Origin of the sequence: Microbacterium sp. gxy059 (assembly GCF_050958665.1) — a bacterium.
Taxonomy (GTDB): domain Bacteria; phylum Actinomycetota; class Actinomycetes; order Actinomycetales; family Microbacteriaceae; genus Microbacterium.
Genome location: NZ_JAMXWT010000013.1, coordinates 13,457 through 33,744 on the forward strand (window position 1 = coordinate 13,457; position 20,288 = coordinate 33,744).

Annotated in this window: 12 protein-coding genes and 1 pseudogene; 4 read left to right on the top strand and 9 right to left on the bottom strand. The window is 74.0% G+C overall.

Going from position 1 to position 20,288, the window contains the following annotated elements:
• Positions 1–19: 19 nt before the first annotated feature.
• Both NHL53_RS09090 and NHL53_RS09095 read left to right on the top strand, forming a co-directional pair.
• On the top strand, positions 20–1,099 hold the full coding sequence (locus NHL53_RS09090) for a glycoside hydrolase family 130 protein (RefSeq protein WP_433776544.1): 1,080 nt from the start codon (positions 20–22) through the stop codon (positions 1,097–1,099).
• A gap of 56 nt (positions 1,100–1,155) precedes the next feature.
• Complete coding sequence (locus NHL53_RS09095) at positions 1,156–4,614, top strand: LPXTG cell wall anchor domain-containing protein (RefSeq protein ID WP_433776545.1); 3,459 nt, start codon at positions 1,156–1,158, stop codon at positions 4,612–4,614.
• 286 nt (positions 4,615–4,900) lie between these two features.
• Here the strand turns inward: NHL53_RS09095 and NHL53_RS09100 are convergent, their stop codons facing one another.
• The 8 genes and pseudogenes from NHL53_RS09100 to NHL53_RS09135 form a co-directional block, all read right to left on the bottom strand.
• Entirely contained in the window at positions 4,901–5,677 is a 777-nt protein-coding gene (locus NHL53_RS09100) for a DNA-formamidopyrimidine glycosylase family protein (RefSeq protein ID WP_433776546.1), read from the bottom strand.
• A gap of 318 nt (positions 5,678–5,995) precedes the next feature.
• Entirely contained in the window at positions 5,996–10,906 is a 4,911-nt protein-coding gene (locus NHL53_RS09105; protein ID WP_433776547.1) for an Lhr family ATP-dependent helicase, read from the bottom strand.
• A gap of 273 nt (positions 10,907–11,179) precedes the next feature.
• Positions 11,180–12,388, bottom strand: coding sequence for an MFS transporter (locus tag NHL53_RS09110; protein ID WP_433776548.1), 1,209 nt, complete (start codon positions 12,386–12,388; stop codon positions 11,180–11,182).
• A 178-nt stretch (positions 12,389–12,566) separates the two neighbouring features.
• Positions 12,567–13,175: a bifunctional 4-hydroxy-2-oxoglutarate aldolase/2-dehydro-3-deoxy-phosphogluconate aldolase gene (locus NHL53_RS09115; RefSeq protein WP_433776549.1), complete on the bottom strand. Its 609-nt coding sequence runs from the start codon at positions 13,173–13,175 to the stop codon at positions 12,567–12,569.
• Positions 13,172–13,579, bottom strand: a complete 408-nt coding sequence (locus NHL53_RS09120) for a RidA family protein (RefSeq protein ID WP_433776550.1) — start codon at positions 13,577–13,579, stop codon at positions 13,172–13,174. The genes NHL53_RS09115 and NHL53_RS09120 overlap by 4 nt, the downstream gene beginning before the upstream one ends.
• A gap of 128 nt (positions 13,580–13,707) precedes the next feature.
• Positions 13,708–14,214 carry a response regulator transcription factor gene (locus NHL53_RS09125; protein ID WP_433776594.1) on the bottom strand — a complete coding sequence of 169 codons (507 nt, stop codon included), beginning with the start codon at positions 14,212–14,214 and terminating at the stop codon, positions 13,708–13,710.
• A 1,579-nt stretch (positions 14,215–15,793) separates the two neighbouring features.
• Positions 15,794–16,234, bottom strand: a pseudogene (locus NHL53_RS09130) (AAA family ATPase); the annotation flags it as partial.
• Positions 16,235–16,633: 399 nt separating this feature from the next.
• Positions 16,634–18,544 carry an ATP-binding cassette domain-containing protein gene (locus NHL53_RS09135; protein WP_433776551.1) on the bottom strand — a complete coding sequence of 637 codons (1,911 nt, stop codon included), beginning with the start codon at positions 18,542–18,544 and terminating at the stop codon, positions 16,634–16,636.
• A gap of 328 nt (positions 18,545–18,872) precedes the next feature.
• Between NHL53_RS09135 and NHL53_RS09140 the strand changes: the two genes are divergently transcribed.
• A complete protein-coding gene (locus NHL53_RS09140) occupies positions 18,873–19,319 on the top strand; it encodes a hypothetical protein (protein WP_433776552.1) in 447 nt (148 codons plus the stop codon).
• Here the strand turns inward: NHL53_RS09140 and NHL53_RS09145 are convergent.
• Positions 19,297–19,935, bottom strand: a complete 639-nt coding sequence (locus tag NHL53_RS09145; RefSeq protein WP_433776553.1) for an alpha/beta hydrolase — start codon at positions 19,933–19,935, stop codon at positions 19,297–19,299. The two genes, NHL53_RS09140 and NHL53_RS09145, sit on opposite strands and share 23 nt — an antisense overlap.
• Before the next feature lie 114 nt (positions 19,936–20,049).
• On the opposite strand from NHL53_RS09145, the gene NHL53_RS09150 reads away from it, so the two are divergent.
• Positions 20,050–20,280, top strand: coding sequence for a heavy-metal-associated domain-containing protein (locus tag NHL53_RS09150; RefSeq protein WP_433776554.1), 231 nt, complete (start codon positions 20,050–20,052; stop codon positions 20,278–20,280).
• The last annotated feature ends 8 nt before the right edge of the window (positions 20,281–20,288 follow it).

A 20,288-nucleotide genomic window follows, 5' to 3' on the forward strand; every position in this document is an offset into this window, starting at 1 on the left:
TCTCTCCGAGGAACCATCCGTGAACACGACCCACACCGTCGCCTCCGTGCCGTACGCGCTCCGTCGCCTCGCGACGATCATGTCGCCCGAGGAGGGCGAGCCGCTCGAGGCCGAAGGCGTCCTGAACCCCGCAACCGCGTGGGGGCCGGACGGCGAGCTGTACCTCTTTCCGCGGATGGTCGCCGCGGGCAACGTCTCGCGCATCGGCCGCGCGCGCGTCGTCGTCGAGAACGGCGAGCCCGTCGGCGTCGAGCGCCTCGGCGTCGTGCTCGCGCCCGACGAGGGCTGGGAGCACGGCACGAGCAACGCGGGGGTCGAGGATCCGCGGATCACGTTCGTCGAGCCGCTCGGGCTGCACGTGATGACCTACATCGCGTATGGGCCGCTGGGCCCGAAGCCCGCGCTCGCCGTGTCGGAGGACACGGTCGTCTGGCGTCGGCTGGGCCCGGTGCGATTCGCCTACCAGCCCGAGCTCGACACCGACCTGAACCTCTTCCCGAACAAGGACATCGTCTTCTTCCCCGAGGTCGTCCCGGGCCCGGACGGGCGCCCCGCGCTCGCGATCCTGCACCGGCCGATGTGGGACCTCGACTGGCTGCGGCCCGGCGAGGGGGCGCCCACCCCGGCCGGCATCGACGACGACCGCCCCGCCATCTGGATCGGCTTCGTGGATCTCGAAGCTGCGCGACGGGATCCCTCGGCGCTGACCTTCGTCGAGCGCTCGTCGATGCTGGCGGGATCCGAGTTCCCGTTCGAGGCGTCGAAGGTCGGCGGCGGCCCGGCGCCGCTGCGCGTGCCCGAGGGGTGGCTCGTGCTGCACCACGGCGTCACGGGCGCGGACACGAAGGGATTCGAGCTCGCCTACGGGGCGCGCTACACCGCGGGCGCCCTGCTGCTCGACGCCGACGACCCGCGACGCGTCCTCGCGCGCACCCCCGAGCCCCTGCTCGTGCCGGAGACGGCCGACGAGCTCACCGGCACCCTCGGCAACGTCGTGTTCCCCACGGCGATCGAGGAGATCGACGGTCGCCGGTTCGTGTTCTACGGCATGGCCGACTCGAAGATCGGCGTCGCCGAGCTGACGCGCGCCGACGCCTGAGACCCCTGCGGCACCTCGCCGCGCCCCGCATCCCGACGACGACGTACAGGAGCGACATGATGAGATCCCCCTTCCCCGCGGCCCGGCGCGCGAGCGCCGCCGCCCTGACCGCGGCGCTCGTCGCCGGGGGCGCGCTGGTCGCCCCCGCGGCGGCCGCAGCCGCCGACGACCCCGTGGTGACGACGGCGGATCTCGTCGACGCCTCCGACGCGCAGCAGCGCTGGCTGTCGGTGCCGAACTCGCGCATCGTGCTCAATCCGTTCGACGGGGACCGCGACGGCAGCGAGCTCGATCAGACCGCCGGCCCGAACCTCCCCCTCCACCTCGGCTACTACGCGAGCGACGAGGCGCTGCGGATGCCGGGCCTGATCGAGACGTATGCGACCTCGGGCGAGCGGGCCGAGGGCGGCGGGTACCGTCAGGCGTTCGCGGAGTCCTTCGACGACGCCTCCGACTGGGATGCGCGGGGCGTCGCCACGACGTCCGAGGCCGGCATCACCACGGTGACGCTCTCCGAGGACCGCGGGTGGGGGCACATCGCGCGCACGATCGAGGTCGACGACGTCGCGGACACGCGCTTCCTCACGGTCGACGTCGCCTCGCTCGGCGAAGAGACCTCGTGGAACGTGAAGGTCGCCGATGAGAGCGGATCCGATCTGCCCGACCTCCAGCCCGATTCCACCGAGGCGGGCGAGGCGACCTTCGACCTCGCAGACGCATACGGCTGGGAGGAGGGACCCCGCACCCTCACGATCAAGATCTACGCCGTGAGCGACGAGGGAACCGCCGGCTCCCTCGACGTGCGCTCGCTGTCGCTCGACAACGGCGCGGACGCGCCGTGGGAACGCGACGACGACGCCCTCGTCGACGACTTCTCGGACGCGTCGGCGTGGTCGGCGGCGGCCGACAACGGGCGGTCCGCGACGCTCGTCTCGGACGGCGCGCAGGGAACCGTGCGCCTCGGCGACGACGCCTTCGGCGCGGTCGAGCGCTCCGTGACGGTGGATCTCGACGAGGCGCCTCTGCTGAGCGTGCGCGTGGCGGAGACCTCCGGCGAGTGGGCGCTGAAGGTGCGCACCGAGGACGGCGGCGACGTCGAGCTGCAGAGCGACACCTCGCGCACCGGCCTCACCACCGTCGACCTCGCGGACGCGACGGGCTGGAGCGGGGAGCAGACCTTCCTCGTGAAGCTCTTCCACATCGGCGCCGACGGCTACACGGCGTTCGACGACCTCGCCTTCCACGCCGGCGGCACGTGGCTCGACGAGGCGGAGTCGTACGACAACAGCTGGACGCCCGAGGCCCTCGAATCGCACGGAGACTACGCGGACGGCGGCACGATCGACGTCGTCGACGCCTTCCACGACGAGGACGCGTTCTCGCGCACCGTGACGGCGACGACCGACGGAGCCGCGCTCGCGGGCTCCTTCACGGGATCCGCCTCATGGGACGCCGAGAGGTCGCTGCTCACGGTCGAAGAGGAGTTCCACACCTACGCGATCGCGATGCCGCACGACGCCGAGGTGCGCTTCGGCGCCTCGGTCGCCGGGCTCTCCGTCTCCGAGGGGGAGGCGCGGCCCCTCGCGGGCGACGGCGCCTGGACCGCGGAGCTGACGGACGGCGAACAGGTCGTCGGCGTCGGTCTCGCGGCGAACGCCCCCGAGATGACTGACGACGCGGCGGCCGACGCGCAGGAGCGCGCGCTCGCCGCGGCAGCGGATCCTGCCGGGGACCGTGCCGCGTGGGCCGGGTTCTGGGACGACTACCTCACGCGGATCCCGCAGATCGAGGACTTCTCGGTGCAGCGCGTCGCGGACGGCGACGTCACCGTGGACGAGATGCGCCACTTCTGGTTCTCGGCCTGGATCAACCTCGAGATGAACGTGCTGCCCGCCACACCCGAGACGGGCAACGAGTTCGCCCAGCTCGGCACGGGCAAGCCCTCGATGTGGATGAACGGCACGCCCGGCACGAAGAACGTCGCGAGCTGGGACTCGCTCCTCGGCATGCAGCAGCTCGTCTACGTGGATCCCGAGAACGCCTGGGAGTCGTTCCAGGGCATGATGGCGCTCGTCGAGGACGGCCCGGACGCGACCGAGCCGAGCGACACCGAGTACGGCACCCGCGGCGAGCTCGGTGGCGAATCCCTTCCCTCGCGCAAGGCGCAGACGGCGTGGATCCTCTACTCCGTCACGGGCGAGAAGGACAGGCTCGAGAGCATCTACGAGCCGCTCGCGCTGCACCTCAACTGGGAGCGCTACAACATGCGCTGGGTGCTCGGCGAGAACAACCACTTCGACGAGCGCGACTCCGAGTTCGTCACCTCGCTCGCGTACGACCTCGAGTTCGCGATCAGGATCGCCGAGGAGCTCGGCCACGACGAGGACGTCGCGGAGTACGAGGCGGTGATCTCGGAGATCAGCGAGAGCTACTCCGAGTGGTTCTTCCCGAAGGGCGCGGACGACGACGGCAAGGTCTGGGACACCGTGCAGAAGGTCTACCTCGACGAGACGCGCGACGAGCCGCCCTTCGGAGACGACACCGAGGGCGAGCCGTTCCGCAACGAGAACGGCCAGTGGGTCCGCGCCGGGTTCTCCTTCTACACGTCGACGGCGTTCGTCATGGACGAGCTCGCGGACGAGTCGATGGTCAAGACGATGGACCGCTTCGTCGGCGACTACGACGAGACGGCCCAGCTCGCCGGCCTCGGCGACTTCGCCGTCAAGGCGCCCGACATCCAGCTCATCACCTACGGGCTGCTCGACATGGATCCGATCGAGGGATCGCCGGAGCCCGAGCTGCGCGATCGCGCGACGGTGCTCGTGAACACGTTCCTCCGCGACATGGTGCGCAGCGGGTGGTTCGCCGAGGTGTACTACGCGGACGGCGAGCCCGGGGATCCCGTCGGGGCACGAGGTGTGCGCCCCTCGCTGTTCGGCATCTCGAACTACATCGACTTCGTGCTCATGTCGAACGGCGTGCGCACGGACGAGGGCGATCCGACCTTCGTGCGGCTGGCCGGCGCGACCGGCGGCGTCTCGGGCCTCACCTATCGCGGCGAGGCGCTCGACGTCGACATCGACGGCGGCACCCTGCGGTTCTCGGGCGCCGCAGCGGAGGGCGTGTGCGACGCGATCGACGTCGCCGAGGGGCAGACCGTGACGTGGGCCGCCGACTGCGCGGACGCGGAAGAGCCCGGCGATCCCGGTGACGACGCGGAGGACGGCGGCGCGGGGTCGGACGACGCCGATGCCGGGTCGGAGGACGGCGGTTCCGCCGGCGATGCGGACGGTGGCGAAGAGGGCGCCGCGGATGCCGGTGCGGATCCGGCCGTTCCGGGCGATGCGGACGCGTCGGGCTCGGGTGATGCGGAAGCGGACGGCGGGGCGGATGCAGCCGAACCTCTCCCGGCGACGGGCGCGGAGAACGCGGGGGCGGTGCTCGCCCTGCTGATCGCTCTCGCGCTCGCGGGAGGCGGCGCGCTGCTGCTGCGCCGCCGAGCCGCACGCGGATAACGGGTCACCCGGGGGCGTCGCGTCGCACGGCGACGTGGCGCTCCCGGGCCGCTGGTCGGCGATGCGCGGAGGACAGGCTCTGCCTCAGCCCTGACAGGTCGGGCACGCCGCGCGCACGGTGCCCGACGACGCCAGATGGCGCCGTGGTCGCGGAATGCCCCGGATCCGGCTCGTGACCGAAGAACTGGCGTCGTCGGGCACGGACGGGTCGGGGTCGGCGCGGGACGCCGCTCTCGCGGAACACCGCCCGCGGGGCCGTCCCGGTCGATGTGCGCGGCGCCCGATCTCACCTCTGGCAGCTCGGGCACCAGAAGACGCGGCGCAGCTCGGTGGCGCGGGCGCCGAGGTCGGTGCGGCGGACGATCGTGCCGCAGCGCCGACACGGGCGGCCCTGCCGGCCGTAGACCCAGTGGCCCTTCCCGGGGCGGGCGTCGCCCGTGAAGTTGCGCACGGGGAGGTCGACGTTGCGGCGCATCGCCCGGAACCCCAGATCGACCAGCGGGGCGATGTCGACCGCGTTCATCGGCGTGCGGGGATCGACGCCCCGCAGGAACAGCAGCTCGTTGACGTACTCGTTGCCGAAGCCCGCGACGTTGTCCTGATCCATGAGGGCGACGTGCGCGGGGCGATCGTCGGCGGCGAGGCGGCGCCGGGCCTCGTCGGCGTTCCAGTCGGGCGAGAGCGGGTCGGGGCCGAGCCGGCCGACGAGATCGGGCTCGTCGGCGCGGGGCACGAGATCGACCATGCCGAGCTCGAACCCGACCGTGTCCCACTCGTCGACGTCGACGACCGCGCGCGCCTGGTAGGCGGGGCGGCGCCACGGGGATCCGTTGGGATACGTGTGCCACTCGCCCTCCATCCGCAGGTGGGTGCGGAGGGTCCAGCCGTCGCCGATGCGGTGCAGGATATGCTTGCCGACGGCGTGCACCGAGACGACGGGCTCGCCGCGCAGGTCGGCCGTCGCGGCCTGCGGCACGCGCAGGTCGAAGCGCGTGATCGTGCGCCCGGCGAGCACCTCGTTCAGACGCCGGGCGGTGCGGTGCGCGGTGTCGCCCTCAGGCACGGCGCACCTCCTCGGCGGCGGGCGCAGGGCAGGGGGCGTGTGCGAGGCACGCTGTGAGAGAGCGCCGCGGGACGGGTGGAGGATCGACGCGTCGGCGGTGCACCGTCTCGGCCACCGCGCGATCAGCGAACGCGACGGGCGGGGCGGCGTCCTCATGCCCAGCGCATGTGCGGGACCGGGCGAGGGGGATCTGCTGCGTCGGACCAGTGGTGCGGCGCGCTGCGTCGCCCTCAGCTGCGGCTCTCGTGCACGGGCTGACGCGCGGACGGGAGCGCTTGTGTGCGCGGCGGTGCGGCGTGGTGATCGCCCGCCGCCCGGTCATCGGCGCACCTCCCGGCGGAGGGCGAGGCCCTTCGGCGACTCGACGAACCCGGCCCGGCGCAGCGGCAGCGCGAGGGGGGAGGAGTACACGAAGACGCCGTTGACCTTCTCGATCGTGAGGGTCTCGAGCCGGTGCGCGCGCGATGCGCCGGCGAGCCCGGCGGCCGCCGCATCGAGGATGTCCTCGTCGTCGGAGAACGCGAGCACCGTGCGCCCGCCGCGTTCGAGGGTCAGCACGAGGGTTCCGTCGACGAGCACCACGAGCGCGCCGGCCTTTCGGCCCGGCCGGTGCGAGACGCCCTCGAGCGGCGGCCAGGCGAGCGCCGCGCCGTATGGGTTCGCGGGGTCGGTCGCGGCGAGCACCCGCGCGGCCCGGGGCGGCGGATCCGCGAGGTCGGCGAAGCGCCTCAGCCGGTCGACGGTGGCCGATGCCGCGAACTGGGCGGCGCCGAGCTTCTCGATGAGGTATCCGCGGCGGCAGTGCCCGGCCTCCTCGAACGAGGCGAGGGTGCGGTAGACCTGCGCGAAGCCGCCGGGGGAGCCCTCGTTCTGCGCTGACCCGCGGGTGACGACGCCGTAGCGGTCGAGCAGGATCGATGCGTGCGCGGCCGCGCGCACCTGCCCGTCGCTCTCGGACGCGGGCAGCAGCGCCCAGCGCCCGCCGAGCACGGGGCCGCGCGGCGCGGACGGCGCGGGCGAGAACGAGACCCCGCGGAAGGTGCGGGTGCGCGGGGCGCGACGGGCGGCCTTGTGGCTCTGGGATCCGCTCTGGAGCAGGGTGCGCACGGGGCCGAAGGTGTCGTTCGTGACGCGCCCCGCCCACACCAGCCGCCAGAGGGCCTCGGCGACGGCCGTCTCGGAGACGGTCGCCGCGTGTGCAGGATCTGCGGCGCGGGCGAGGTCGGCGATCTGGCTCGTGAAGAACGCGCCGCCGGTCGACAGCGCGCCGAGCACGCGGGCGTCGAGCGCGTCGTCGGCGACCTCTCCCTCGGGTGCGGCGAGGGTGAGCGGGGCGACGTCGGCGGGATGCAGGGCGATCCACCCGTCGCGCCCGGCGATCGCGCCGTGCCCCGACCAGACGATCTCGCCCGACGCGGTGAGCTCGTCGAGCATCGCCGGCGCGTAGTCGCGCACGCGGGCGGGCAGCACGAGCGACTCCCACGCGCTCGCCGGGATCGGCACGCCCGCCAGCTGCTCGACGACCTGCATCACCCCGTCGAGCCCCTCGAGCGGGCGGTCGAGGTGCTGCCAGGACGGCAGGAACCGGGCGAACGCCTCGGGCGCCACGGGCTCGATGGATCCTCGCAGTGCCGCGAGGGAGCGCATGCGGATGCGCCGCAGCCCCTCGGCGTCGCACCACTCGGGCTCGGCGGCATCGGACACGTCGGCCTGCGGCGACCCCTCGGGCAGGAAGAACCCGCTGACGAGGCGCCCGGCCGTCTCCAGCCGCGCGAGGGCATGCCGCGCGACCGCCGCACCCAGCCCGAACCGCTCCGCGAGGGCCCGCACCGCGAACGGGCCGTGCGTGCGGGCGTAGCGCGAGACGACGTCTCCGAGCGGATCCGCCACCGGCTCGGTGAACGCGACGGGCACTCCCACGGGGAGGGCCACGCCGAGCGCGTCGCGCAGGCGCCCGGCGTCTTCGATCGCGGCGACGCGGGGGATGCCGGCGATCGTCACCGGGATGGCGCGCCTGGCGTCGATCAGCGCGTCGAGGTGGGCCCGCGCCTCGGCCTCGGACGCGGGGGATGAGGAGCCGCTCGCTCCTGGCTCGTCGGGGGCGGCCGGCTCTCCGGCGTGCGCAGCCGCGCTCCGGCCCGCGGGAGGCGCGGCGCCATCGGCCGCAGGCGGGTCGGTGCGAGGGCCGGTCGCGCCGCTGCCCGCCGTGCCCTCGTCCGTTCGCGAAGTGCCCGCCCCTTCAAGGCGCTGCGCGACCTCCGCCGCGTCGAGCGGACCCAGCAGGCGAAGCAGGTCGGCGACGCCCTCGATGCCGCGCGCTCGGCGCCCCGGGGCGAGGCGCTGTGCCTCGAGCTCGTACTGGGCGACGACGGCGGGGTCGAGCAGCTCGCGCATCTCGACGCGCCCCAGCAGCTCGCCGAGCAGGGCGGGGTCGACCGAGAGGGCGGCCGCGCGGCGCTCGGCGAGCGGCGAGTCGCCCTCGTACATGAACGCCCCGACGTAGCCGAAGAGCAGGTCGCGGGCGAAGGGCGACGGCTGGGCGGGGGCCGATTCGACGAGCCGCACGCGGCGCTCGCCGATGGCGCGCGCGAGGCGCAGGAGCGCGGGCAGGTCGTAGACGTCCTGCAGCACCTCGCGCAGCGTCTCGAGGATCACGGGGAACGTGGGGTGATCGCGCGCGACCTCGAGCAGCGCCGCCGAGCGCTGGCGCTGCTGCCAGAGGGGCATGCGGGTGCCGGGTCGCAGCCGCGGCATGAGCAGCGAGCGGGCGGCGCACTCGCGGAACCGCGAGGCGAACAGCGCGGAGCCGCCCACCTCGTTCGTCACGATCTGCTCGAGCTCGTCGGCGTCGAACGCGAACAGCTCGGCACCGGGCGGCTCGCTCTCGGTGTCGGGCAGTCGGACGATGATGCCGTCGTCGCTGGCCACGGCGGATCCGTCGACGCCCAGCCGCTCGCGGATGCGGGCGTTCACCGCGAGCGCCCACGGCGCATGGACGGGCATGCCGTAGGGCGAGTGGAGGATGATGCGCCAGTCGCCGACCTCGTCGTGCCCGCGCTCGATCGTGAGCTCGCGGTCGGTGGGGAGCGATCCCGTCGCCTCGCGCTGCTCGGCGAGGTGGGTGAGGAGGTTCTCGCGCGCGTTGTCGTCGAGCCCCGCTTCGCGCATGCGCGCGTGCGCCTTCTCTGCGGGTGCGCCGGCGATCTCGCGGGTGAAGCGGCCGAGCGCCTCGCCCAGCTCGGCGGGGCGGCCGAGCCCGTCGCCGCGCCAGAACGGCACGCGGCCCGGCTGCCCGAACGCGGGCGTCACGTTGACGCGGTCGTGCGTGATCTCGAGGATGCGCCAGCTCGTCGTGCCGAGCGTGAAGACGTCGCCGACGCGCGACTCGTAGACCATCTCCTCGTCGAGCTCGCCGACGCGCGCGCCGGTCGTCTCGCCGGGCACGAAGACGCCGAACAGGCCGCGGTCGGGGATGGTGCCGCCGCTCGTGACGGCGAGGCGCTGGGCGCCGGGGCGGCCCTCGATCGTGCCGCCCTCGCGATCCCACACGACGCGAGGCCGCAGCTCGGCGAACTCGTCGGACGGGTAGCGGCCCGCGAGCAGGTCGAGCGTGGCCTCGAACGCGCTGCGCGGCAGGGTTCGGAAGGGCGCGCTGCGCCGCACGGTCGCGTACCACCCTTCGACGTCGAGGGAGTCGAGCGCCGAGGCGGCGACCGTCTGCTGCGCGAGGATGTCGAGGGGGTTCTGCGGGATCGCGATCGCCTCGATCTGCCCCGCGAGCATGCGCTCGGTGACGACCGCCGTGTGCAACAGGTCGCCGCGGTGCTTCGGGAACAGGTCGGCGCGGCTGATCTCGCCGACCTGATGGCCCGCGCGCCCGACGCGCTGCAGGCCGCTGGCCGCGCTGGGCGGCGACTCGACCTGGATGACGAGGTCGACCGCCCCCATGTCGATGCCGAGCTCGAGGCTGCTCGTGGCGACGACGCAGCGCAGGGCGCCGGACTTCAGCTCCTCCTCGACGACGGTGCGCTGATCCTTCGACACGGACCCGTGGTGGGCCTTGGCCAGCACGGGGGCGACGCCCGACGTCTGCCCGGAGGCGCCGATGATCTGCGCGGGCACCGTCGGATCGGGCACGTCGAGCCCGAGCCGGTCGGCGTAGATCTCGTTGAGGCGGCCCGTGAGGCGCTCGGCGAGACGGCGCGAGTTGGCGAACACGATCGTCGAGCGCCGTTCGAGCACGCGGTCGACGATGGCCTCCTCGACGTGCGGCCAGATGGAGCCCGTCGCCTCGGGGAGGGTCGCGTCGTCGGCGCTCACCGCGTCTCCGCCGCCCACCGCATCGCCCGCGCTCGCCGCGTCTCCGTCTTCCCAGAAGCGGTCGTCGGGCTCGGAGGCCGGCGAGCGCGCGCCCGCGAGATCGGCCCGGTGATCCTTGCGTCTGCTCTCGGCCGGCGGCGGGTTGTGCATGTCGTCGACAGGCACCCGCACCGCGAGCTCGAACGTCTTGGCGGCGCGCGGGGCGACGATGTCGACCGCCGCCGACCCGCCGAGGAACCGCGCGACCTCGTCGATCGGGCGCACCGTGGCCGACAGGCCGATGCGCTGCGCGGGGCGCTCGAGCAGCTCGTCGAGGCGCTCGAGCGAGACGGCGAGGTGCGCGCCGCGCTTCGAGGAGGCGACCGCGTGGACCTCGTCGACGATGACCGTGTGCACCTCGCGCAGCGTCTCGCGCGCGCCGCTCGTGAGCATGAGGAACAGCGACTCGGGCGTGGTGATGAGGATGTCGGGCGGCGTGCGCACGAGCTTCTGCCGCTCGCTCGACGGGGTGTCTCCCGACCGCACGCCCACCGTGACCTCGGGCGGGTCGACGCCCAGCCGCTTGGCGGCCTGCGCGATGCCGACGAGCGGGGAGCGGAGGTTGCGCTCGACGTCGACGCCGAGTGCCTTGAGTGGCGACACGTAGAGGATCTTCGTGCGGCGCTTCCCCGCCGCCGTGCGGCCCTCGAACCCCGGCAGCGGGGCGTCTCCCTGCTCTTCGCGGAAGACCCGGTCGATCGCCCAGAGGAACGCCGAGAGGGTCTTGCCGGACCCGGTCGGCGCGACCACGAGGGCGTGGCGCCCCTCGGAGACGGCGTTCCACGCGCCCTCCTGGGCGTCGGTCGGCGCGGCGAACGCCCCGCGGAACCACTCCCGCGTCGCCTCTCCGAACCGGTCGAGAACGTCCATGGGACCATCCTGGCCCCGGCGCCTGACAAACGGACCGCAGCGCCCTCGCGCGCGTCCCGAACCGGGGATCCCGGTGCCTCGCCCCTCCGCGGGTGCCGGCCGGAGCACGCGCAGCGAGAGGAGGGCCGTGACCGCGAAGAGGGCGATGAGGAGCCCCTCGGCGGTCGACCTGCCGATCCCGAGCGTCGTCAGCCCCGGATCATGCGGTGCCGCGGGAGGGACGCGAGTCCCTCGCGGGGGATCCGAACGGGCGGTCCGCGAGGCGCCGCACGCTCATGCGCGCTCGGTCCGGAAGCGCGGGTGGAGGAGGACGAACGCCGTCACCACCGCCATGAGCGCCCCACCGACGACGATCGGCACGAGCGGGGAGAGGCCGTACAGCACGGTGCTCGCGAGCGGGGCGACGACGAAGGTCAGGCCGTTGGTCGCGCCGATGAGCCCGGCGAGGCCGCCCTGCTCCTCGCGGCGCACGAGCATCGTCGGGCCCGCCGTGTACCCGGGCATCGCGATGCCGAGCCCGATGCCGATGAGGAGGATCGCCCCGAGCAGCCCGGCCGCGCCGAGGTCGACCGCGAGCAGGGTGAAGCCGCAGGCGGCGATCGCGCAGCCGACGCGCAGCAGGGTCGGCGGCGCCCAGCCGCTGCGCGGTACGACGACGCCCTGCGCGAGGAACATCCCCGCGCCGGCCGCGAGCATCGCGCCGCCCGGGACGAGGCTCGTCGTCGCGGTGGAGAGCCCCAGCCGGTCCTGCACGACGAATCCCGTGATCACCTGGATGAACCCGAGCGCGGTGAACATGCCGAAGCCCGCCGCGAGGAACGGCCACGCCCGGCGATCGAACGGGCTGACGCGAGCGGGACGCTCGACGAGCTCGTGACGCGGCTCGCGCCGCAGGCGCACCGCCACGAGCAGGAGCCCGACGAGCAGCACGACGGGGATCGCGACGAGCGGCGTCAGCAGGCCGAGACCCGCCAGCGCGCCGCCCGCGACGGATCCCGCCACCATCGCGATGCCCTGCACCGCCCCCACCGCCGACATGCCCCGCACGCGGGCGTCCTCGTCGTCCGTGACGTCGGCGATGTACGCCTGCGCGGTCGGGGGAACGGCGGCGATCGCGGAGCCGAACCCCACGCCCCGCAGGAGGACGAAGGCGGCGAACAGAGCGGTCCCCGTGACGGCGCCGGTCATCCCGAGTCCCGCGGCGACCGCGAAGAGGGCCATCGCGGCGGTCGCGACCGCGAGCGCGACGACGAGCACGGGCTTGCGGCCCCACGACTGCGTGCGGCGCCCCCAGAACTGGCTCGTCGCGACGACCATGATCGCCGCCGCGCTGATCGTGGCGCCGATCTGCCACTCGGCGAGGCCCACCTCGCGCGACAGCGGCGCGATGATCGGATTGAGGGTCATCTGCCCGAGATAGACGAGGAACACCGCCGTCACGACGAGCGGGATCTGGGGACGGACGGTCGTGCGATCGGGCATGCGGGCCCTCCCGGGACGAGGAGGTACCGGCAGCCGGCCCTCCGATAATTGATAATTGTTATCAATAGAAGGGGAAGGGGTGAGCGCGGATTCCCGGGGCGCGCCCTCTCTCTGCCGCGCCCCTGGCGCGCGAAGACGCCCCGAGGCCCGGGGCCATCGGGGCGTCTCCGCGGCGGATCTACGCGCGTGCGGCGATCGCGACGGCGGATCGGGCGGCCTGCGCCACCGCCTCGGCGCCGTGGGCGGCCGCCGCGGCGATCCAGCTGCCGCTCGCCGCGAAGACGGCCGGGTGGGCGAGGTGCTCGGCGAGGTTCGCCTCGCGCACGCCGCCCGACGGCATGAAGCGCGCCTCGCGGAACACGTCGGCGTAGGCGGAGAGGATCCCCAGGGCGTCGACGGCGCCGGCCGGGAAGAGCTTCAGGCGCGTCAGCCCCGCCGCGAGGGCGCGCTGCACCTCGGTGGGCGTGAGGACGCCGGGGATCATCGGGACGCCGGCCGCGCGCACGGCGTCGACCACCCGCTCGTCGAATCCCGGCGCGACGACGAACGCCGCGCCCGCATCGAGGGCGCGCTCCGCCCGCTCGGGGTCGAGCACGGTTCCCGCCCCGACGAGCAGGTCGCCCCGCGCCGCGAGGCGCTCGATCGCCGCCAGGCCGTGCGCGCCGCGCAGCGCCACCTCGACCACCGGCAGCCCGCCCTCCGCGAGCCCGTCGCCGATCGCGTCGACGTGTGCCGGGTCGGAGATCGAGGCGAGCGGGACGACGCGGGCGTCGAAGACGTCGATCACGACGCGAGCACGGCGAGCGCGTCGATCTCGACGAGCATCTCCTCGCGGGGCAGGCCTGTGAACACCGTGGTGCGCGCGGGCAGCACGCCGCTCTCCACGCGGGACGCGACGAACGCGCCGTACGCGTCGTTCATCGCGGCGAAGTCGTCGCGCTTCGTCAGGTAGACGCGCAGCATCATGACGTCGTCGAAGGTCGCTCCGGCCGCCGTCAGGATCGCCTCGACGTTCTGCAGCGTGCGGGTCGTCTGCGCCGCGACGTCGCCCTCGTGGAGGTACGCGTTCGTCGCGGGATCCACGGGTCCCTGCCCGGAGACCTGCACGAACGGGCCGCGCTTCACGCCCTGCGAGAACGTGTGCGCGGGCGCCGGGGCGTCGGCGGCGGCGATGCGGGTGCGCTCGGTCATGGGGCTCCTTCTGGTCGGCGGGGCGCCTGGGGTGGGAGTCTCATGCTAGGAGGCGCGGCGCATCTGGTGCAACAGTCGTTGCGCATGATGCAACGCCGGATGATCCGCCCGGCCCGCGGCCCGGATCGTCAGCGCTCCCGCTCCTCCTCGGGCAGCAGGCCCAGCTCGCGCGCCGCGACGACCGCGCCGCGCCGCGACGAGACGCCGAGCTTGCGGTAGACGCTCTGCAGCTGGGCCTTGACGGTGTGCGGGGAGACGACGAGGGCCTCGGCGATCTCCCGCGTGGTGCCGTGCCGGTCGAGAGCCTCGAGCACCGCGTGCTCGCGCGGCGTGAGGGAGGGCACGACCCGCGGGCCGAGCGTCGCGCCCTCGGGGGCCTCGAGATATCTCCGCAGCTCCGCGTCGTCCTGCGCGCGGGCGAACTCGAGCAGCCGGGTGCGCTCGCGGGGAGCGAGCAGCCCGACGTGGGCGCGCGGACCGTAGACGTCCGCGCTCACCGCCGCCGCGCGCAGCCACCCCTCCGCCAGCTCCTCGTCGCCCTCCCGCAGCGCCGCGACCGCGCCGATCGTCTGCGTGGCGGCGCGCGTGCGCAGCGTGTGGCCGTCGAGATCGAGCAGAGCGCGCGCCTGGCGCACCGCTCGCGAGGAACGGGCTCTCCTCGGGGAGCGACGTGAGGATCCGCGCCGCGCGTCGCGGATCGCCCTCGGCGATCCACGCGTGGGCGATCGCGCCGTGCAGGAACTCGGTGGCGGCGTTGTCGCCCGCGCCCGGCGGAGGGGTGCGGGCGGCCAGCTCGCGCCCGAGCCTCTCGGCCTCCGCCCGGCCCTGGCCCGCCCCGTGGCGCGCCATCATCGAGACGCCCATGAGGAAGGGCCAGAACTCGGCGGTCTGGATGTAGCCGCGCGACTCCCGGAGCACCTCCGAGGCGCCCGAGAAGTCGAGCGCGTCGAGACGCGCGAAGCCCTGGGCGAGGAGGCCCATGCCGTTCATGTACGAGGCGCGCAGGTCGGCCGGCCAGTCGTCCTCGCTGATCGCCGCCAGCAGGGCGCGAGCGCGTTCGAGGTCGCCCTCGAAGGCCGTCGCGCCGGCGACGTAGACGAGGGAGTAGTTGCGCGACGCCGGCGAGGCGCACAGCGTGACCGACCGCTCCATCACCGCGACCGCGTCCTCGACGCGGCCGCCCTGCAGCACCGAGTAGCTGAGCTGACGCAGCACGGTCGCGACGAGATCCCCTCCCTGCGCCGTGAACGCCGGATCCAGCCGCTCCGCCTGGCGAGCCGCATCGAGCGCCGCGGAGGACGACGTACGGAAGTCGAGGGCGAGGCGGCGGGACACGGCGCGCAGCGAGGAGAGGATGAAGTCGTCCACCTCCGGGTGCACGTACGCCGGATGCGCGGTCGAGGCGATCGCCCGCGCGATCGCCCGCGGCGCCTCCGAGCGGAGGACCGGGTGGGGCATGAGCGCGAGGCCCAGGCCGAAGGCGAGCTGCGGATGCGCGTCGAGAGCCGCGCCGGGCACCTTCTGCAGCGTGGAGAGGAACCGGTCGGTGATGTAGCTGTCCGGGTTGGTGATGAGCGCCTGCAGGAAGATCCGATCGGCGAGCGCGAAGTCGCCTCCGTCGATCGCCAGCCGCAGCGCGCGATCGACGTCGCCGTCGTCGAACAGCCAGGCCGCCGTGATGCCGCAGGCGCGCGTGAAGAGCTCCGCGTCGTCGAGCGCGCGGGCCCGGAAGGCGTCGCGGACCGTCTCGACGTACTGGAAGACGGGGCGATGGTTCGCGTACGGGATCCACCGGCCGAGGCCCTTCCGCTCGAGGAGGTCGAGCAGGTCGGCGGCGTCGTCCCTCCCCGTGACGGCGCGCGCGAGATCCGCGTCCAGATACGGCGGGATGCTCGTCGCCACGAGGAACGACGCGTCCACATCGTCTCCCAGGTGCTGCTCGATGCGGGCGGCGGCGATGGCGTCCCACTCGATCGAGCGTACGCTCGGCTCCCCGCCCATCTGCGCGACCGCGAGCACCGCGGCGCGCACCGTGAGGGCGTACCCGTCCGTCTCCCTCGCGATGGCGCTCGCGAGGGCGCGGTCGTGGAGACCCGCCTGCCGCGCGAGCAGCGCGTGCACCTCGTCGGCCGCGAACGCGAGCTCGCGGGACGTGATGAGGCGCACGACGCCCGTGCCGGGCAGATCCATGTCCGCGACGGCCGTGTGCCGCCTCGTCGTGATGACGAGGCGCAGCTGGGGTACCGCCCGGACGAGCCGCATCAGATCCCTGTCGATCTGCGGCCCGGCGTCGCCCGCGTTCTCGTACGCGTCGAGCACCAGCGTGACCGGCCCGGCGTCCCGCAGGAGGCCGATGGCGATCTCGGCGGGATCGACGGCCGCGCCGAGCCGCTCGGTGATCCAGCGATCGGTCGACTCGGACAGGGATCCGATGCGCCTCGCGGTCGTCGCGAGCTGCTGCCAGAACGCCTGGCGGCTGGCGACGCCCTCGGCGATCGGGATCCACGCGATCTGCTGACCGTCCCGGACGCGTCGCGCCCAGTTGCGCACGAGCGTCGTCTTGCCCGCGCCGCTCGGCCCCTCGATGACGCAGATCCGCACGACGGACGCGTCGAGGATCCGCTGCAGTCTCGGTCGATCGACCTCCCCTGTGATCTCCGCGTTCGGCTGTTCGTCTTCAGGCGCGGTGGGTCACCTCCGCGCTCCTCCCCTGATGAGCAGGCGCGCGACGCGTCAGAAGCGGATTCGCCCTCTCTTGACGCAGCCGCCGCGTCGGGGCCCTGTCGGCGAGGGTTCTCCGCTCCGGCTCGGCTGGGGCGGAGAGACGGGGCGAGGCGCCGCGGATCTCATCCCCGGATGAGATCCGCGCGCGAAGGAGCGAAACCGGCCGCGCCGCCGCGGGTCTGCGGGAGACTGAGGAGCCGTCCGCGGGGTTCGCCCCCGCGACGGGAGCGCATCGGCGCCCCGACGGCACCCAGCCGCGGCTCGACCCCGCGGCGACGCGGAGGCCCTCCCTCTCCATCTCCCCTCACACGGAGAAGGAGGGCGTCCGCGTCATCCGTCGGCGTCGATGCGCCGCTCCTCCAGCCGCCCGTCGCGCAGCTCCAGCACGAGGTCGGGCTCCAGCCGCGCGAGGAACGCGTCGTCGTGGCTGACGACGAGCACCGCTCCGCGGTACGACCGCAGCGCGTCGAGCAGCTGGTCGACCGTGTCGAGGTCGAGGTTGTTCGTCGGCTCGTCGAGCACGACCAGCTGGGGCGGCGGATCCGCCAGCAGGAGGCGGGCGAGCGCGACGCGGAAGCGCTCGCCGCCCGACAGGGCCCCGACCGGCCGGTGCGCCGCGTCGCCCCGCAGGAGGAAGCGCGCCAGGAGGTTCGGCAGGTCGCGGTCGGGAGCGCCGGGCGCCGCCTGACGGACGCTGTCGAGCGCCGACGCCGCCTCGTCGAGGCCGTCGAGGCGCTGCGGCAGGTAGCCGACCCGGTCGGTGAGCAGCCGCGACGCGGCGAGGACGTCCGCGATCGGATCGGCGCGCCCCGGCGCAGGACGACGCCGATTCTCGGGGGAGGAGGCGGAATCGGGCGGATCCACGGCGTCGCCGCGAGTTCTGGCGTCGTCGTGCATCGCGGATCCGGGAGCGTCTGGCTGCCGGTCAACCGGAGCAGCGGTGGCCGGGTCGGAGCCGCGCGGGGTGAGCTCGGGGTCGTCCGTTGACTGTCCCGATGCAGGACGACGCCGATCTTCGCCGGAAGGGGCCGATCCGGGGTGATCCGCTGCCTCGGCGCGAGTTCTGGCGTCGTCGTGCATCGCGGATCCGGGAGCGTCTCCCGGCACCGCATCCTCCTCCGCCCCGGCCAGCGCGCGCAGCAGCGTCGTCTTCCCCGCGCCGTTCGGCCCGGTGAGGGCGACGCGCTCGGGGCCCTGCACGATCCACGAACGCTCGCCGTCCCCGAGCTCGGCGATCCGGCGCGATGCGGGCACCCGCGGATCCGGCAGGTCGATGCGCACGGAGGTGTCGTCGCGCACGCGGCGCTCCGCGGCGTCGAGCGCGGAGCGCGCCTCGGCCTCCTTCCCGCGGGTCTCCTCGCGGATCCGCCCCGCCGTGTTCTCCGCCGCGTTGCGGCGGGCGTTCACGAGGATCTTCGGCATGTTCTCCGACGCCTTGCGGCCCGCCCGCGCGCGGCGGGCGATCTTCGTCTCGGCCTCGACCCGCTGGCGCTTCTCCTTGGCGAGCGCCTTCTTCGCGTCGGTCTCCGCCTGGCGGGCGGCCTCCTGCTCGCCCTTCAGCCACGCCCGCCATGCGGAATACGGTCCGCCGAACGTCGTCAGCTCGCTGTCGTGGATCTCCGCCGTCGCGTCCATCAGCTCGAGCAGGGCCGCATCGTGCGAGACGACGACGAGCGCGCCGCGCCACCCCCGCACCATGTCGTACACCCGGTGCCGGGCGCCGCGGTCGAGGTTGTTCGTCGGCTCGTCGAGCAGCGTGACGGCGGCACTGCGCAGGCGGATCCCCGCGAGAGCCGCGAGCATCGCCTCCCCGCCGGACAGCTCGCCGACGCGGCGATCCAGCGCATCCGGCGGCAGGCCCGCCTCGGAGAGCACGGCGTGGGCGCGCGCCTCGATGTCCCAGTCATCGCCGACCTCGTCGAAGCGCGCGGGATCCACGTCGCCCCGCTCGATCGCGCGCACGGCGTCGAGCGGCCGGGCGACGCCGAGCAGATCCGCGACGCGCGCCCCGACGTCGAGCGTGAGGCGCTGGGGCAGGAAGGCGACGTCGCCGTCGGCCGCGATGCGCCCGGCGCGGGGCGTCAGCTCGCCCGCCGCGAGACGCAGCAGGGTCGTCTTGCCGGATCCGTTGCGGCCGACGAGCCCCGTCCGCCCGTCGCCGAACGCGCCGGACAGGTCGGTCAGGGCGACGGATCCGTCGGGCCAGGAGAAGGAGAGATGGTCGAATGCGAGAGCGGGCATGATGCCTCCCGGAAGATCTGTGCACGAATGCGCTGATCCCGGGCAGGGACGTGCCTGCATGAGGGGCTCGGAGAAGGGCGAGCATCGACGGATCAGCGCGGGATGCGCTGCGCGATGCTCCTGCCATGGGCGGGCGACGACGATTCAGCGCGGTTCACGCGATGGCGTCGAGGTTCCTCACCGATTCGTTCCGTTCGTCGGGGACGGGGACCCGACCGAGCATAGTCGATCCGCTCGGCCGCGTCGCGGGGATCGGTCCGCCGGGCGACGGGGAGGATCCGTCGCGCGGGGGATCCGCGTCGCGCCGCGCGTTCGTATCGTCGAGGCCATGAGCAGTCAGCAGAAGCAGCCGAACTGGGGAGTCGGCATCGCGATCGGCGTCGGCATCGGCGTCGCGCTGTCGGTCGCGACCGACAACTGGGGCCTGCTCGCGATCGGCATCGCGCTGGGCATCGCCTTCTCCTACGCCTTCGCATCGGGCGACGGAGACGACGGGTCGGAGGGCGACGCGGATCCGGGCGACGGCCCCGATCCGGGAGAGGGAGCCCCGGGCGACGAGCCGGATCCGTCCGCGGCGCCGGGCGAGGGCGCACCGGGCTCCGCCGGAGGGGGCGCCGAGACGTGGGCGGGCTCGGACCTCCCGGCGCCCGAGGCGGACGCGCCGGGTCCCGACGCGGACGCGGGAGCGTCCGAGGGGGACGCCGCGCCGGGCTCGGAGGATCCGGAGACCGGGGCGGACGGCACCGAGGGGCCTACGCCGCCTGCCTCTTCGTGAGGAACGCGATGATGTCGGCGAGCTCGTCGTTCGCGATCGCGTGCCCGAGCCGGGGGTAGATGCGGCCGACGAGGTCGCTGTGCGCGGGCAGCCAGTCGGTGGTGTGCACGATGGCGGCCTCGGGGATGACCTGGTCGTCGGATCCGCGCCCCCAGAACACCGGGAGCGGCGCCTCGGCGAGCACGTCGTCGCCGGGAAGCGCCCCGCCGGCCGCGTAACCGGAGAGGTTCACGACGCTGTCGAAGCGCTCGGGGGCGAGGCGCATCGCCTGCAGCGACACGGCGCCGCCCTGCGAGAAGCCGAGGAGCGTGACGCGCGCCGCGTCGGGTGCCGCGCGGTCGAGCCACTCGAGCAGGCGCTGCGCGGCCTCGGTCACGAGCGCAGGGTCGCGCGTGTCGACGCCCTCGATGGGGTACCACGAGGCGCCGCTCAGGGGGAACGGCGGTGCGAGGGGCGCGCGCACGGCCGCGACCGCGAAGCCGTCGGGCAGGTGCTCGCGCAGGGGGAAGAGGTCGCGCTCGTCGGCTCCGTATCCGTGGAGCAGCACGATCAGGTGGGATCCGGCCGGCTCGCCCGACCAGAGCACGGCATCGTCGTCGAGGGGCGGTGTCTGCATGCAGACCATCATGCCCGCACCCTCCGACGGACGAGGCGGATCCACCCCTCGTCATACCCTCTGGGGGTATCGTGGCGTCGGCGGGCACGAGCCCGCCACGGGAAGGAGCATCGCATGGCCACGCGCACGTACACCGTCCAGGGCATGACCTGCCAGCACTGCGTCATGAGCGTCACCGAGGAGGTCGGGGAGGTCCCCGGCGTCGAGAGCGTCGACGTCGACCTCGCCTCGGGCCGGCTCTCCGTCACCGCGCCCCGGATCGACGACGCGGCCGTCGCCTCGGCGGTGTCGGAGGCGGGCTATGCACTCGCCGCCCCCGGAGATCTCGGTCTGCGCCCCTCCTGAGCGGGTGG

Coding starts and splice junctions, on each gene's coding strand:
- NHL53_RS09095 (WP_433776545.1), top strand. CDS start 1,156: ATGATGAGATCCCCCTTCCCCGCGGCCCGGCGCGCGAGCGCCGCCGCC.
- NHL53_RS09105 (WP_433776547.1), bottom strand. CDS start 10,906: ATGGACGTTCTCGACCGGTTCGGAGAGGCGACGCGGGAGTGGTTCCGC.
- NHL53_RS09110 (WP_433776548.1), bottom strand. CDS start 12,388: ATGCCCGATCGCACGACCGTCCGTCCCCAGATCCCGCTCGTCGTGACG.
- NHL53_RS09120 (WP_433776550.1), bottom strand. CDS start 13,579: ATGACCGAGCGCACCCGCATCGCCGCCGCCGACGCCCCGGCGCCCGCG.
- NHL53_RS09135 (WP_433776551.1), bottom strand. CDS start 18,544: ATGCCCGCTCTCGCATTCGACCATCTCTCCTTCTCCTGGCCCGACGGA.
- NHL53_RS09140 (WP_433776552.1), top strand. CDS start 18,873: ATGAGCAGTCAGCAGAAGCAGCCGAACTGGGGAGTCGGCATCGCGATC.
- NHL53_RS09145 (WP_433776553.1), bottom strand. CDS start 19,935: ATGCAGACACCGCCCCTCGACGACGATGCCGTGCTCTGGTCGGGCGAG.
- NHL53_RS09150 (WP_433776554.1), top strand. CDS start 20,050: ATGGCCACGCGCACGTACACCGTCCAGGGCATGACCTGCCAGCACTGC.